15 protein-coding genes are annotated in these 13893 nt (G+C 70.1%); 7 read left to right on the forward strand and 8 right to left on the reverse strand.

Annotated elements, in window-relative coordinates; genetic code table 11:
• Window positions 1-71 precede the first annotated feature (71 nt).
• Both ABZ345_RS27625 and ABZ345_RS27630 read left to right on the forward strand, forming a co-directional pair.
• A complete protein-coding gene (locus tag ABZ345_RS27625; protein WP_359854621.1) occupies window positions 72-2660 on the forward strand; it encodes an AAA family ATPase in 2589 nt (862 codons plus the stop codon).
• Window positions 2621-2986: a hypothetical protein gene (locus tag ABZ345_RS27630; RefSeq protein WP_359854624.1), complete on the forward strand. Its 366-nt coding sequence runs from the start codon at window positions 2621-2623 to the stop codon at window positions 2984-2986. The genes ABZ345_RS27625 and ABZ345_RS27630 overlap by 40 nt, the downstream gene beginning before the upstream one ends.
• Here the strand turns inward: ABZ345_RS27630 and ABZ345_RS27635 are convergent.
• The 4 genes from ABZ345_RS27635 to ABZ345_RS27650 are packed head-to-tail and all read right to left on the reverse strand — an operon-like array spanning window position 2979 to window position 5547.
• Window positions 2979-3455: a TspO/MBR family protein gene (locus ABZ345_RS27635; protein ID WP_359854627.1), complete on the reverse strand. Its 477-nt coding sequence runs from the start codon at window positions 3453-3455 to the stop codon at window positions 2979-2981. The genes ABZ345_RS27630 and ABZ345_RS27635 overlap by 8 nt on opposite strands.
• Window positions 3452-3748: a hypothetical protein gene (locus tag ABZ345_RS27640; protein WP_359854630.1), complete on the reverse strand. Its 297-nt coding sequence runs from the start codon at window positions 3746-3748 to the stop codon at window positions 3452-3454. Before ABZ345_RS27640 ends, ABZ345_RS27635 begins: the two co-directional genes overlap by 4 nt.
• Window positions 3749-3758: 10 nt before the next feature.
• Entirely contained in the window at window positions 3759-4544 is a 786-nt protein-coding gene (locus ABZ345_RS27645) for a MerR family transcriptional regulator (RefSeq protein WP_359854633.1), read from the reverse strand.
• A gap of 46 nt (window positions 4545-4590) precedes the next feature.
• The gene (locus ABZ345_RS27650; protein ID WP_359854636.1) at window positions 4591-5547 is read right to left on the reverse strand and encodes an aldo/keto reductase; all 957 of its coding nucleotides are present in this window, start codon (window positions 5545-5547) and stop codon (window positions 4591-4593) included.
• Window positions 5548-5622: 75 nt separating this feature from the next.
• On the opposite strand from ABZ345_RS27650, the gene ABZ345_RS27655 reads away from it, so the two are divergent.
• Together ABZ345_RS27655 and ABZ345_RS27660 are read left to right on the forward strand one after the other, a co-directional pair.
• The gene (locus ABZ345_RS27655) at window positions 5623-5781 is read left to right on the forward strand and encodes a hypothetical protein (RefSeq protein ID WP_359854638.1); all 159 of its coding nucleotides are present in this window, start codon (window positions 5623-5625) and stop codon (window positions 5779-5781) included.
• A gap of 1 nt (window position 5782) precedes the next feature.
• Window positions 5783-6832, forward strand: a complete 1050-nt coding sequence (locus ABZ345_RS27660) for a hypothetical protein (RefSeq protein WP_359854641.1) — start codon at window positions 5783-5785, stop codon at window positions 6830-6832.
• Window position 6833: 1 nt separating this feature from the next.
• Here the strand turns inward: ABZ345_RS27660 and ABZ345_RS27665 are convergent, their stop codons facing one another.
• Both ABZ345_RS27665 and lnt read right to left on the reverse strand, forming a co-directional pair.
• On the reverse strand, window positions 6834-7598 hold the full coding sequence (locus ABZ345_RS27665; protein WP_045313704.1) for a polyprenol monophosphomannose synthase: 765 nt from the start codon (window positions 7596-7598) through the stop codon (window positions 6834-6836).
• The gene (gene lnt, locus ABZ345_RS27670; protein WP_359854644.1) at window positions 7582-9129 is read right to left on the reverse strand and encodes an apolipoprotein N-acyltransferase; all 1548 of its coding nucleotides are present in this window, start codon (window positions 9127-9129) and stop codon (window positions 7582-7584) included. Before lnt ends, ABZ345_RS27665 begins: the two co-directional genes overlap by 17 nt.
• 37 nt (window positions 9130-9166) lie before the next feature.
• Between lnt and ABZ345_RS27675 the strand changes: the two genes are divergently transcribed.
• Together ABZ345_RS27675 and ABZ345_RS27680 are read left to right on the forward strand one after the other, a co-directional pair.
• Complete coding sequence (locus ABZ345_RS27675; RefSeq protein WP_359854646.1) at window positions 9167-10555, forward strand: class I adenylate-forming enzyme family protein; 1389 nt, start codon at window positions 9167-9169, stop codon at window positions 10553-10555.
• A gap of 27 nt (window positions 10556-10582) precedes the next feature.
• Window positions 10583-11188, forward strand: coding sequence for a TetR/AcrR family transcriptional regulator (locus ABZ345_RS27680; RefSeq protein WP_359854649.1), 606 nt, complete (start codon window positions 10583-10585; stop codon window positions 11186-11188).
• Here ABZ345_RS27680 and ABZ345_RS27685 read toward each other — a convergent pair.
• Window positions 11092-12348 (reverse strand): hypothetical protein, encoded by a 1257-nt coding sequence (locus tag ABZ345_RS27685; RefSeq protein ID WP_359854652.1) that lies wholly within the window; start codon window positions 12346-12348, stop codon window positions 11092-11094. The two genes, ABZ345_RS27680 and ABZ345_RS27685, sit on opposite strands and share 97 nt — an antisense overlap.
• Before the next feature lie 134 nt (window positions 12349-12482).
• Here ABZ345_RS27685 and ABZ345_RS27690 point away from each other — a divergent pair, with 134 nt between their 5' ends.
• Window positions 12483-12677 (forward strand): PspC domain-containing protein, encoded by a 195-nt coding sequence (locus ABZ345_RS27690; protein WP_045313734.1) that lies wholly within the window; start codon window positions 12483-12485, stop codon window positions 12675-12677.
• 5 nt (window positions 12678-12682) lie between these two features.
• Here ABZ345_RS27690 and ABZ345_RS27695 read toward each other — a convergent pair whose 3' ends face one another.
• Window positions 12683-13891, reverse strand: a complete 1209-nt coding sequence (locus ABZ345_RS27695; RefSeq protein ID WP_359854901.1) for a VWA-like domain-containing protein — start codon at window positions 13889-13891, stop codon at window positions 12683-12685.
• Between the last annotated feature and the right edge of the window lie 2 nt (window positions 13892-13893).

The raw sequence follows: 13893 nt of genomic DNA on the forward strand, positions 1-13893 counted from the left end.
GCGGTGATGCCACTATCTTGAGGCCGCGCACGGGTTGCGCTCAACCGATTATTCGAAACGCCGGGTGGCACGTGCGCGATATCCCGGACGTGAAGGTGGTGGGGCGGAGCCGCGAGCTCGCGATGGTGCGGTCGTGGCTGGCGGCGGAGACCGGCGGGCTGGTGCTGTGCGGTGGTGAGCCCGGCATCGGCAAGACCCGGCTCGCCCAGGAACTGGCCGGGCACGCGCTCGCGGTGGGCCGTGAGGTCGTGTGGGGGCATTGCGTCGAAACCTCGGGAGCACCGGCGTTCTGGCCGTGGCGGCAGGTGCTGAAGGCAACGGGTGCCGACCCCGATCTCGTGCTCGCACACGACGCCGAGGTGCCGCAGGACAGGTTCCGGGTGTTCGACGCCATCGCTTCGGCGCTGGACCGCGACGGGCTGGTGATCGTCGTCGAGGACGTCCACTGGGCCGACCAGGCGTCGTTGCTCGTCCTCGCGCACCTCGCCACGCACCTGCGTTCCGTGCTGATCTTCGCGACCTTCCGCGACCCGTGCCCGGCGGTCGCGGACCTGATGCGCTCGGCCAGCCGGATCGACCTGCACGGCCTGTCCGCCGACGAGGTGGCCGAGCTGGTCGGGCCTGAGCACTGCGCCACGATCATGGAGCTGACCAGCGGAAACCCGTTGTTCGTCACGGAGATCGCCCGCGCGGTCGACGACGGCACGTGGCGTCCCGACCAGCCACCGCGCAGCGTCCGGGACATCGTGACCGCGCGGCTCGCCCGGCTCGGCCCGCCGGCGCGGGAGCTCATCAAGACCGCGGCGCTGGTCGGCCGCGACTTCGACGTCGACCTCGCCGCCGCGGCGTCCGGTCAGCCCCTCAGCGCGCTGGACGAGGCCACGACGTTGATCGACGCCACCGGTCACCGGTTCGTGCACGCGCTGACGCGGGACGCCGTCGAAGCCTCGCTCACCACGGCCGAACGCCGAACGATCCACCGCCGGATCGCCGAGGCGATGACCGGTAGCACGCACTACGCCGACGTCGCCCGGCACTGGCGTGCTTGTGGCGCAACGTCAGAAGCTCGTGTGTGGACGATTCGGGCGGCCGAGGACGCGGTGCGACGGCTGGCCTACGAGGAAGGCGCGCTCCTGTACCGAGCGGCAGCGTCCATTGAGGACAGTTGCGAGGTGCAGGTGGCGCTGGGCCGGGCCGCCTACTTCGCGGGCGATCTCGCGGCGTGCGTCGAGGCCGCCCAGCGCGCCGCCGAACTGGCCGCCACACCGGAACAGCTCGCCGAGGCCGCGCTGGTGCTCGAAGCCGCACCGGGCGCCGGCGTGAACGCGGTGGCGACCCCGTTGTGCGACAATGCGCTCCGCCAGCCGGTCAGTCCCGCGACCCGTGCCCGGCTGCTCGCCCAGCGCAGCCACCTCGCGTTCTACCGCGGCGAACAACACCGTCTCGGCGAGCTCAGCTCCGAAGCCCTCGACCTGGCGCGCGAGAGCGACGACGATCGGGCGCTCGCCGAGGCTCTGCACGCACGGCAGGAGGCGTGCCCCGGCCCGTCCGGCCGTGCGGAACGACTCGGGCTCGCCACCGAGATGATCGACCTCGCCCACCGCACCCGCAGCCCGCGCGGTGCGATGTGGGGCTCGTTGTGGCGCATCCACGCGTTGATCGAGAGCGGCGAACTCGCTGCCGCACAAGAAGAACTACCCGCGCTGCGACTGGCGTGCGAACGCGTCGGCGGCCAGGTTCCGCTGTGGCACCTGGAGGTCGTCACGGCGTGTCTGGCTCAGGCGCAGGGCCGGTTCGCAGAGGCACGCGAGGTCGGGCGGCAGGCCTACGACCGGATGCGGGTGATCGAGCGCGAACCGGCTTCCGGCGCGTACTTCGCGTTGCAGTGCGGGCTGGCGTGCCACCTCGGCGCCACCGAGGACGGTCTGGCGCTCGCCCGTCACTTCCACGACCCGCCGCCGCGGTTCCGACTCATGTCGAAGCTGACGCGGGCGTTCCTGTTGCTGCGCGCGGGTTTTCGCGACGAGGCGCTGGAGTGGTACCGCCGCGCCGGCCCGATCGCGGAGTGGGACCTGCCCGCGTTCTTCGTGGTGCCGGGCCTGGTCGACGCCGTGCTCGTCACGTCAGGTCTGGGCCTGCTCGAGGACCTCGCGCAGATCCTGCCCCGGCTGGAGGCGTTCCGCGGCGAGCACGCGGCCGGCAACGGCGTCGCCTACATGGGTCCCGCCTCGCTGGCTCTGGGACGCGGCCATCTCGCTCTGGGTCAGCACGAGGACGCCGCCGCAGACCTCGCCCAAGCGGTCGACGATGCTTTGCGGGCAGGCGCCCCGGCGTTCGCGGCCGAAGCCCGCTGGCACCTCGCGGCCGCGTTGCGCGCGCTGGGCAAGGACGCTGACACCGTGCAACGCGCCGCCGACCGCGCCATCCGCACGCTCGGCATGACCGCCTTCACGGTGACGGAGCTGAGCAGCCGCGAGCACGAGGTCGCCCGCCTGGTCACCGACGGCCTGACCAACCGCCAGATCGCGCACAGGCTGGTGATCTCCGAACGCACCGCGCAGAACCACGTCCAGCACATCCTGACCAAGCTCGGGTTCAGCACCCGCAGCCAGATCGCGGCGTGGATGAGTACCCGGCCGAGTACTACGGCGGATGGCTGAGCAGCGCGAACTTCCTAGATTTCGAGCCACACGACCTCAGGAGGAACACCATGTGGCTCACCATCGCGACCCCGCCCACCGACTCCCTCGAGAAGCTCGACCAGATGATGGGCTCGTTCACCCCGGACGGCCTGCGCGCCCGCTACGCCTGCCAGGCCGACGGCAAGTTCCAGATCATCGCCGTCTGGGAGTCCAAGGACCACGCCGACCGCTTCTTCCGCGAGTCGCTGGGCCCGGTCCTCGCCCGCGTCCTCGGCCCTGAGCCCTCCGGTGCGCCCGCGGTCACCGGCCTGGAGGTGCTGCGGGAGTTCGTCCCCGTCAGTTGAGGACCGCGATCGAGACGTTCAGGGCCGCCGCGAAGCTCACCCACGCCAGGTAGGGCAGCAGGAGCAGCGCGGCGGTCCTGCTGCGCCACCAGAACACGACCGTCACCGCGACGATCGCGATCCACAGCACCACGATCTCGGCGAACGCAGCCCGGTACCAGCCGAGCCCGAAGAACAACGGCGTCCACGCCGCGTTCAGCACCAGCTGCACCCCGAACAACGTCAGCTCACCGCGCGCGGCCCCGTTCCGCCACGCCAGCCAGCCGGACCACGCGATCATCCCGTACAGCACCGTCCACACCGGACCGAACAGCCAGGCGGGCGGTGCCCAGGACGGCTGACGCAGGCCGGCGTACTCCTGCCCCGCGCCGATCGAGAACAGCGACCCCACGACGGCGGTCACGACGACGGCGGCGAGGAAGTAGCACAGCACCCGCACCGGGTGGTGCCTCAGCGGCAACGCGGTCACGAAGAACTCCCGACAGGCAGGGCACGGACGATGGCGAGCACCGCGGCACGGCTCGGGGCCGCCCGTTCGGCGTCGTCGAGCAGGGAGACCTCGTCGGCCAGCACGGCCTGACGGATCCGGTCGGCCAGGCCCGGCGACTCCAGGCTGAGCGCCTCGACGAGCCGGCCTCTCAAAGCACGCCCGGCCGGGTCGTCGGACGGCAGCACCCGCCAGTGCGCGCGCAGGACGCGTTCGGCCACCTCCTCGCCACCGACCGCCCACAGCAGGCGGATCATCCGGTCGGCGAGGCCCATGCCCAGTAGTCTAGATTCGATTCAAAATCGTTTCAACGGCGGCGCTGAGCGTGTCCACCCGCTGAACGCTCGCGGTGAGCGGCACGCCGTCCCATCCCGGCCCCGCGACCAGCACCCGAGTCCCGGCCAGCTCCGGCAACGGCACCCGGTCCGCGTACGCCCGATCGTGCGCCCAGACGAACACCACTGTCGGCTGCAGCCGCTCCACCGCGCTGACCAGCGCGGCCCCGGGCACCCGCGCACCGAGGTTGCTGGACGCACGCCCCTGCTCGGCGAGCGCGGCCGCGAGGACGTCCAACGGCAGGCTGTGCTGCTCGTCCGGCGCACACGCCAGCAACACCGACGGCACCTCCGCCGCCGACCCGGACACCCGCATGGCGTCGGAGATGCTGAGGCTCGCGACGTGCTCGACCTCGATGCCGACGACGTTCGACGACACCCGTTCGCCCAGCTCGATCAGGAACGGCATCAGCACCGCGTCCCACGTGTGCACGACACCATGGCGAGCGATCAGGCCCACGGCGACCCGGCGCATCCGGGCCGCGTCGAGCTGGTCGGCTGCCGCGGAGAAGTCGGGGTCACCGGTCGCCAAGGAGGCGGCGGCCGACGCGGGCGCGACCCCCGACGCGGTCAACTCGACCATGCGCTTCAGCCGTGCGACGTCGTCATCGTTGTAGCGACGGTGCTTGCCCTCGTGCCGCGTCGTGGGACCGAGGCCGTAGCGACGGTCCCACGTGCGCAGGGTGGTGGGCGAGATGCCGAGCATCCGCGCGACCGCACCGGCACTCCACTCCACCCGCTCACCTCCGCCGCAACGATTTTGAATCGTAATGCGCGGAGGGTCAGAGCGCGGTGTCGAGCCTCTGCCGCAGCTCGTCGTCCAGCACGACGTCAAGCGCGCCGAGGCACTCGTCGAGCTGCTCCACCGAGCTCACGCCGAGGATCGGCAGCACGGGCGGGTCGCCGCCCAGCAGCCAGGCGAGCACCACCTGGTTCGGTGTCGCTCCCAGTTCACCGGCCACCTCGGCCAGCACCTTCAGCCGCCGCCTGCTGTCCTCGTGGTCGTACTGCTCGGGCAACGGCCGGTCAGCACGGGTATAAGCGCCGGACAACAGCACCGAATAGCCGAGCACGGTCAGATCAGGTTCCGTGCGCGCGTAGTCCAGCATCTCGTCGCTGATGTGCGGGTTCGCGCCGAACTCCGCGCCCGGCCGCGGCCTCAGATAAGTGTGCCGCTGCTGAACCGCCGAGAACCCCGGAACCCCTTGGGCCTTGGCGATCTCCCGTGCCGCGGCAACGCGCCACGCCGCGTGGTTGCTGAGACCGGTGACCCGGACCAGCCCGTCGGTCACCAACTCGCCGAAGGTCGCCACCGTGTCGTCCAACGGCGTGCGGCGGTCCTCGATGTGCGCGTAGTACACGTCGAGATGATCAGTGCCGAGCCGCTGCATGCTGGCCGCGGCCTGCCTGCGGACCACCTCCCGCGAGAGCCCTTCCGCGTGCTCGGGCCACGCGGCGCCAGGCGGGTCCGGCAGCGCGCCGACCTTGGTGGCCAGCACGAGCTCGTCCCGGATGCCGCGCGACTTGAGCCACCGGCCGAGCAGCTCCTCGCTCTCCACGCCGGTACCGCCGTCCACCCAGAACGAGTAGGTGTTGGCGGTGTCGATGAACGTGCCACCCGCCTCGACGAACCGGTCGAGCACGGCGAACGCCCGCTCCTCGTCCACCGTCGTGCCGAAGTACATCGTGCCCAGGCACAACGCGCTCACGCCGAGTCCGGACATCAAACGCTGTTCCACGTCGCTCCCCCATAGAGCCGACAAAGACTGTCGCATTCAACGTAACGTGCCAATCGGTGTGAACGAGGTCAAAACATGACCGAGCGCGACGGCAGACCTCTTCCCGACGAGGACGATCCGGTTCCGGTGCTGGAACCGGATCCGGCACCCGACGAGGAACGCGGGTACCACGACGAGGAGCCCTCCGAGCCCGACTTCACCGGCTACTCGGAATCCGACCCGGAAATCGACTGACGTGCCCGAGCAGCCCTCGCCGGAACCGGGTTCGCCCGCGTTCTACGGCTGGACGCAGAAGACCCGGCTGGGCCTGTGGTCGGCGCTGGCCAAGCCGGACAGGCTCATCACCTTCGGCAACTACGTCGGCATCCACGAGCTGCGCAAGCACGAAGAAGAAGACCTCAAAGCCGAGGCGAGGGTGCTCGCACCGTTGCTGCTCGACGCCTTCGAGGAACGCACCGGCCAGATCCTGAACAAGTTCGTGTGCACCCACATCCGCGGCGGAGCGGCGTTGCTACGACTGCACAACAAGTCCTTCGAGCTGCACACCGTGCTCAACACCGGGTCGGCCGAGCTCGTCGCGCTCGAAGCCCAGTGCCATCGGCTCATCGGCGACATCCGGACCGTGTTCACCCGGCCGGACCGCGACAGCGACTCGACGCGCGTGCTGAGTGAGGCGGTCTACTCCGCCGCCTCCCGCGTGCTCGCCGCCGCCGACGTCATCGCCGCGCCGAACTCCACCGCCGACGACAAGCTCAACGCCCTGCAGACCGCGAAGACCGACGTCACCCAGGCCACGGAACGGGTGAGCGCGGCCGTGCAGCGGCAGGCCCGGCTCACGTACTTCTTCGGCGCACTCGCCGGCGGCGCCGCGATGATCATCGTCTGCGCCGTGATCGGGTGGCTGAGCGCCCGGTTCTGGGCGGCCCGCGTCGATCCGGGTGCCGTGCTGGCCTCGACGCTGTTCGGCGCGCTGGGAGCGATCGTCAGCGTCGTGCAACGCATGGCCAAGGACAACCTCGTCCTCGACTACAACGCGCCGAAGCGGCAGCTCGTGATCCTGGGATCGTTCCGCCCGGTCGTCGGCGCGATCTTCGGAGCGGTCGTGCAGTTCATCCTGACCGGCGGCCTGCTGGGCGGCGCCGTGAACCCGTCGTTCGGCGTGTTCGCGCTGCTCGGGTTCGTGTCCGGGTTCAGCGAGCGGTTCGCCACCGACATGATCGAACGCGCGGGGCAGGTGCTGGCCACTTCGGACCGTCCTGATCAGACGGTCCGAAGTGGCTCGTGAGCTACTTCTTGCCGGAGAACAGGGCCTTCACCTGGTTGCCGCGACGCCGCAGCCCCCACTTCGTCACGCGGATCAGCGCCTCTCGGACGATGTTGCCGCTCATCTTCGACTCGCCGAACTCGCGCTCCAGGAACGTGATCGGCACCTCGCGCACGCGGAAGCCGAGCTCCAGGGTCCGCCACAGCAGGTCGATCTGGAAGCAGTAGCCGGCCGACGCGACCGAGACGAGGTTCAGCTTGCGCAGGGTGTCCGCGCGGAACGCCCGGTAGCCGCCCGTCATGTCCCGGATCGACGCGCCCAGCGCCAGCCGCGAGTAGAGCGAGCCGCCCAGCGACAGGAACTTGCGCTTCGCCGGCCAGTTCACGACCTCGCCGCCCGGCACCCAGCGGGAGCCCAGCACGAGGTCCGCGGACGGCAGCGCGTCCAGCAACCGGTGCAGCTGCTCCGGCGCGTGCGAGCCGTCGGCGTCCATCTCGCAGATGACGCCGTACTCCCGGTCGAGCGCCCACTGGAAGCCCGCGACGTACGCGGCGCCCAGGCCGGCCTTCTCGGTGCGGTGCATCACGTGGACGCGGTCGTCGGCGGCGGCCATCTCGTCGGCCAGCTGGCCGGTGCCATCGGGGCTGCCGTCGTCGACCACCAGCACGTGCACGTCGGGCAGTGCCGTGTGCAGTCTCTTGACGATCTTTCCGATGTTGTCCCGCTCGTTGTAGGTCGGGATCACCACCAGCACCTGCCCGAGTTCCTGGTCAGGCTGCTGCGCCATTCGAGTCCTTCCGTCGTCGGGTGAAGCCCAGCGCCAATGCGACAAGGCCCGCAGCGGTCAGCACCCACTCGGGCCAGGCTCCTAGCCAAGTCGCCAGCGTAGTCTGTGACCGCAGCGGCAGTGTCGCGACCAGGGCGCCGGGCACGAACAGGCCAGTCTTTTGAGTGACGGAACCGTCAGGCTGGACGATCGCGCTGACCCCCGAGGTGGCCGCCACGACGACCGCCCGGCCGTGCTCCACCGCGCGCACCCGTGACATGGAAAGCTGCTGGTAGGTCATCTCCGTGTAGCCGAACGTGGCGTTGTTCGTCGGGATCGCGATGATCGTCGCGCCGGCCGTCACCGAGTCGCGGACCACTGAGTCGAACGCCACTTCGTAACATGTGTCAAGTGCGACCTTCGCGGGCCCCATGACGAAACCGTCCGGGTCCGAACCAGGCTGGAACACACCCGCGCGGTCCACCTCGGACGCGAACAGCCGGAAGAACGACCGCATCGGCATCGTCTCGCCGAACGGCTGCAGCTTGCGCTTGGTGTAGGTGTCGGTCGGCCCCTTCTCCGGGTCCCACAGCACCACCTGGTTGCGCGGCAGCCCGTCGCCCCGGTCGACCACCACGGCGCCCACCGCGATCGGCGCCTTGATCGCCTTCGCGGCCGCGTCGATCACCGCGGCGGCGTCGACGTTGCGGAACGGGTCGATGTCGGACGAGTTCTCCGGCCAGATCACGATGTCCGGTTGCTTGACCTTGCCCGCGGCCACGTCTGCCGCGAGCTCCACCGTCTTGCGAGCGTGGTTGTCGAGCACCGCGCGGCGCTGGGAGTTGAAGTCGAGCCCGGCGCGCGGCACGTTGCCCTGGATCGCGGCGACCGTCACGGTCCCGGCGGAGGCGTCCACCCCGACCGGCACGACGAACCCGATGAGCAGCGGCACCACGAACAACGGCGCCCCGAGCTTCCAGTTGCGGAAGACCCAGAACAGCCCGAACCCGGTCAGCACCACCACGAACGACACCAGCGGCGCCCCGCCCAGCGACGCCAGCGGCAGGAACCACCCCTCCGGCTGCCCGAACGCGATCTTGCCCCAGGTGAAGCCGCCGAACGGGAACACGCCCCGCAACGCCTCGTCCGCCACCCACAGGCACGCGGCCCACAACGGCCACCCCGGCACCCGCGAGACGAAGGCCATCGCACTCGTGCCGATCGAGATCATCAGCGCACACGCCAGCGCGAGCGGCAGCCACGCAATCAGCCCGACGAACTCCCCGGTCCACCGCAGCAACGGCACCATGAACCCGAGCCCGAACAGCAGGCCGTACCCGAACCCGGCCCGCGCGCGCCTCTGGTGGATCACCGAGGCCAGCAACGCGAACCCGACCGGCGCCAGGAACCACAGCGGACGCGGCGGGAAGCTCAGGTAGACGAGCACGCCGCCGGCGACGGCGAGTGCCACGCGCATCAGCAGCGGGCGGCTCAACCGCCGTCTGCGAGCGGGCAATTCCGGCGATTCCGGCGCGATGGGGGGTGCGACCACCCGATCAGCCTACGAGGCCCAGGAGTACACAGGACTTATGACCTACGTGGATCTTGTCCTCGAGAAGCTTTCCACGGATGGCGATCGCGAGGCGGTGATCGGCGGCGACACCCGCCTCACCCGTTCCCAAGCCCGCGACCTGCTGTTTCGACTGGCGGACGGTCTGGTCCGCCGCGGCATCAAGCCCGGCGACGGCGTGGCGGTGTACGTCGGCAACACCCCCGAGGCCGTCCTGCTGAACGTCGCCGTCCACCTGCTCGGCGGCCAGCTGGTGTACGTGCCGCCCGAGCCCGGCGCCGCCGAACTCAAAGCCCTCGTCGAGCGCGCCGAGGTCGCCGCGGTCGTGGTCGACCCGTCGTTCGGCACCCAGATCGACGGCTGGCACCTGCAGGACCTCCCCGGCGACCCCGTCGAACGCACCCCGGCACCGGAGTTCGCGACCGTCTCCTACACCGGCGGCACGACCGGGCTGCCGAAGCTCGCGGTGCACCGTTCCCGCAAGACCGGCCTGTGGGAGACGCGCGCGAGCCTGCCTCCCATGAACCTGCTCTCCAACACCCTCATCACCCACGGCAGTGGTGCCGGCGCGACGCTGACCGCGCTGCTCACCGGGTCGAAGCTCGTGCTGGGCCCGTCGAAGTTCGACGCGGACACGTTCGTGCGCCTGGCCCGCGACGAGCAGATCACCATGACGATCTTCGTGCCGCCGATGATGTACGAGGTCCTCGACCACCCGGACTGTCCCGGCCCGCAGTTCCACGTGATGGTCGGCGGGTCGCCGCTCGCCCCGAAGCGCCTGCGGCAGGCGATCGAGAAGTGGGGCCCGGTCGTCAACCAGGGGTACGGCATGACCGAGGCCCACGCCATCACGATGATGCCCGCCGCCGAGGTCGATCTCGGCCGTCCGGACACCCTGCGCACGGTCGGCAAGCGGAACCCGCTGATGGAGGTCGAGACCCGCGAGGGCGGTGACGTGTGGGTGCGCGGCCCGTTCGTCATGGAGCGCTACTGGGGCGACCCGCCGCTGAGCGAGACGTCCGACGGCTGGTTCAACACCGGCGACGTGGGCTACTTCGACGACGACGGCTACCTCTACCTCAACGACCGCAGCAAGGACGTCATCGTCACGGGCCGCACGTCGGACAACGTCTACTCACGCCTGCTCGACGACTTCCTCATCACGCTTCCGGGTATCCGGCAGGCGGCGGCGGTCGCGAAGCCGGACGACGCGCTCGGCGAGGTGGTGCACCTGTTCCTCGTCACCGACGGACCGGATGACGCTGTCGAATTCGACAGGATTCGCGATTCGGTCGTCGCCGAACTGGGCGAGCTCTACCAGCCCAGAGGCGTCACGATCGTGCCCGAGCTCCCGCTGACCAAGGTGGGAAAGGTCGACAAGCGCAAGCTTCGCTCCCTGTTTCGGTAAGGTTCGGAGTAAATCAGGAGGTGACGGATGCCCCGTCCAAGCGTGGAAGCCGAACGCAAGGCCCAGATCCTCGCGTCCACCTGCAAGGTGATCGCGGCCGAGGGTTTCCGCCACCTCCGGGTGTCCGACGTGGCCAAGGACGCCGGAGTCTCCGGTGGCACGGTCCACTACTACTTCGAGACCAAGCGGGAGCTGACCGACGCCGCGTTCGAGCACTGCTTCGAACTGTCGGTGTCGCGCCGCCGCTGGATCCTCGAGTCCGACGAACCGCCGCTGTCCCGGCTGCGCATGGTCGTCGAGTCGTACCTGCCCGAGGGCGCCGAGACGGTCGAGGCGTGGAAGGTCTGGGCCGAGCTCTGGGTCGAGGCCATCCGCAACCCCGAGCTGCAGGAGCTCAACGAACGCTTCTACGGCGAGTGGCGCGACATCGTCGCGAGCATCTTCCGCGACGGCCAGGCCTCCGGCGACATCCACTCGGGCGGCGACCCGGTCGAGCTGGCGAACATGATGGTCAGCATGCTCGACGGGCTGGCGCTTCAGGTGCTGGCGGGCTCGAAGGCCATGACGGTCGACGCGATGCGCACCACCTGCCTGAGGTTCGTCGACCAGCTCTCCACCGCGTCCGTCGGGTAGCCCAGGCCGCTCGTCAGCACGCACAGCACGATCAGCAACGCCACCGGCGTGCGCGTGAACCCGAGGAACAGCAACCCTTTCGGCACCGGAACGGTCTCGGCGAACCGCTGCGCCTCGCTCAGCAGCAGCCCGGCGAACATCAGGAACACCACCGCGAGCGGCAACGTCCGCCCGATCACCGTGACGGCGACGAGACTGGTCGCCGACACGGTGACGATCGCGGCCGTGAACCACCAGTGGTGGGGCGCATGTTCGGCGCCCTTGGAGCTGCGGGCCATCAGCCAGTCGCCGAAGAGGATGGCGACGGTGGTGAGCACCAGCACCCGCATCGCCGTCAGCACACCGTCCGGCTCGTAGGCCATCGGCAGGTACGCGACAGCAAGTGCCATCAGCGGCGTCATCGCGAGCACCCGCGACACCCGCATGACCGCGGGCCTCTGGTGCGGGTTCGGCCTCATCGCCGCGCGGGCCCTGATCCTGTCGGCCTCACCGAGCTTGGTCTTCGCGGCGTCGGTGTCCTCCAGTTCCCAGACCGCCCACACCAGGCCGAGCAGCACGACGAACCCGAGCACGACCGCGTACCCGGTGAGCTGTCTCGGACCGTAGATCCACCCGACGACGCCGACGAGCACGCACAACCCGAGCCTGATCAGGGACCCCAGTTCCGGCCTCGCGCTGCGCCACGTCTTCTGCGGCCACGACGTCAGGACGAGCCTTCGCGCCACGAACCAGATGCTCGCCCCCATCGCGAGCGCGGCGATCCACATCGCCAGCCCGACGCCCGGCTGCCGCAACGACGACGTGTCGCCGAACAGCAGGATCGCCGCGGTGAGCAGCACGACGACCGCGGGAACCCTGAGGCGCCCCAACGCCCACAGGTGCTGCCGGACCCACCTGTCCCGGTTGCGCCAGGCGGACTCCACGGCCACGAGCGCGAGGAACCCCAGCGCCACGAAGCTCACGGGGTTGTGCGCGAGGTGCGCGACAGCCAGGACCGTGATCGGCACCGCCCGCGGGTACGGGCTGCCGGTCAGCGTGAGGCTTCGCAACGGCGACGGCGCGGCTTCTCGTTCCTTCGTGCGCAGCCACTGCCAGGCGTGCCACAGCAGCGGCGCGTAGACCGCGATGAACACGGTGTCGACGAGGAAATGAACGCCCATCTCGCCTCCCCAAGGTTCGGGACAACCGTGGAGTCGCAGGTCACAGCCTCGGGGTTACGTGCTGTAACACGTCCGGGTGAAATCAGGGTTCATCCCCGATGCAACAGATGGACGAAATTGGGCATTCTCGGTATATGACCACGACAGTTGCTTTGAGCAGGCCCAGGACCAACCGGATGATCGCGGGTGTGTGCGCGGGGCTCGCCCAGCGCTGGGGCATGAAGGCGGGCACCGTGCGCCTTCTGTTCTTGCTGTCCTGCCTTCTGCCGGGACCGCAGTTCGTCGTCTACCTCGTGCTCTGGGTGATCATGCCCGACCGCGGCTACTGATCGCTTCAGCCGATGGCGACCACCCGCGCCCAGTCGGGTGGTGCGTCCGGAACGTAGTCGGGGTCGTCCTCGCCTGATCGGCCCGTCCGCGGGAACAGGCCCACCACCGTCCGGCAGGGCGGTCTCGTGGCGGGCCAGGGGGTCTGGCCGTCGGTGAGGGCGACGACGACGTCGGGGCGGGGACTGGAGCGCAGGGCCTTGGCGAAGCCCGCCCGCAGGTCTGTGCCGCCTCCGCCCACCAGCGGGATCCCCTCCGCGTTGCACAGCGGATGGGTGATGTGGGCGGCGGCGTCGCACGACAGCACCGAGACGAGATCACGCCGTCCGCCCACGGCGCGGGCGATCGCGGCGATCTCGACGATCGCGCTCCCCAGTTCGGTGTCGCTCACCGAGCCGGAGGTGTCGACGATGACGACGACACGAGGTGGCCGGCGCCGCAGGCTCGGCAGGACCACCCCGGACAGGCCGGCCGATCTGCGTGACGGCCGGGCGTAGGTGTAGTCCTCGCCCACGCCGGGGCTCGACACGGCCGACCGGACCGCCGCTCCCAGCAGTTCCCGCCACGGTTGCGGCGGCTGGAACGCCTCCTCCGCCCACCGTTGCCAGCCTCGCGGAGCGCTGCCCGGACTGGCGGTGATGCCCTGCGCCACCCGGAACCGGACCGCGTCCCGCTCCTCGGCGCTGAGCCCGTGCGCGCCGTCGGGTCCCAGATCCCATTCCCGCTCGAGCCCGTCGGCGCCGCTGCCGCAGTCCAGCCAGGCGAACCCGTTGGTGTGCGGGCCGAGCCGGAACTGACGCAGGTAGTCCTCCATCAGTTGGCCTTCCGGCAACCTGAGCAGAGCCGGGAGGACGGCATCCTCCGGACACACGAGTCCGTCGCCGAACACGTCGTCGTTGATCTCGCAGTCCGCGGCGATGTTCATGCGCAGCCGCTCGCCCGGCCCGGTCAGCTCGTGCTTCACCGCGAACCGGTCGCCGCGGCCGTGGTGGTCGCGCAGCAGGTGGGACACCTCGTGCACCCACACCCCGGCCAGATCCTCCAGCGGGGTGCGGTCGACGAACGCCGGCGAGACGTAGCAGCGCCAGTGCCGGTCCACGGCCATCGTCGGCACCCGCCGCGACTCCACCACGTGCAGGGCGAACAACGCCGTCGCCAGATAGGGGCGGCACCGGACCGCGTGCAACCGGGCGGCGAAGAGCTTCTCCGAGTCCATGA

The sequence above is a fragment of the Lentzea sp. NPDC005914 genome, from assembly GCF_040629405.1.
Classification (GTDB): Bacteria; Actinomycetota; Actinomycetes; order Mycobacteriales; family Pseudonocardiaceae; genus Lentzea.

Bases quoted from the DNA above. Each gene is read 5' to 3' on its own strand.
- ABZ345_RS27640 (WP_359854630.1), bottom strand. From the start codon at position 3,748: ATGGGCCTCGCCGACCGGATGATCCGCCTGCTGTGGGCGGTCGGTGGC.
- ABZ345_RS27655 (WP_359854638.1), top strand. From the start codon at position 5,623: ATGACCGAGCGCGACGGCAGACCTCTTCCCGACGAGGACGATCCGGTT.
- ABZ345_RS27665 (WP_045313704.1), bottom strand. From the start codon at position 7,598: ATGGCGCAGCAGCCTGACCAGGAACTCGGGCAGGTGCTGGTGGTGATC.
- ABZ345_RS27675 (WP_359854646.1), top strand. From the start codon at position 9,167: ATGACCTACGTGGATCTTGTCCTCGAGAAGCTTTCCACGGATGGCGAT.
- ABZ345_RS27680 (WP_359854649.1), top strand. From the start codon at position 10,583: ATGCCCCGTCCAAGCGTGGAAGCCGAACGCAAGGCCCAGATCCTCGCG.
- ABZ345_RS27685 (WP_359854652.1), bottom strand. From the start codon at position 12,348: ATGGGCGTTCATTTCCTCGTCGACACCGTGTTCATCGCGGTCTACGCG.
- ABZ345_RS27690 (WP_045313734.1), top strand. From the start codon at position 12,483: ATGACCACGACAGTTGCTTTGAGCAGGCCCAGGACCAACCGGATGATC.
- ABZ345_RS27695 (WP_359854901.1), bottom strand. From the start codon at position 13,891: ATGGACTCGGAGAAGCTCTTCGCCGCCCGGTTGCACGCGGTCCGGTGC.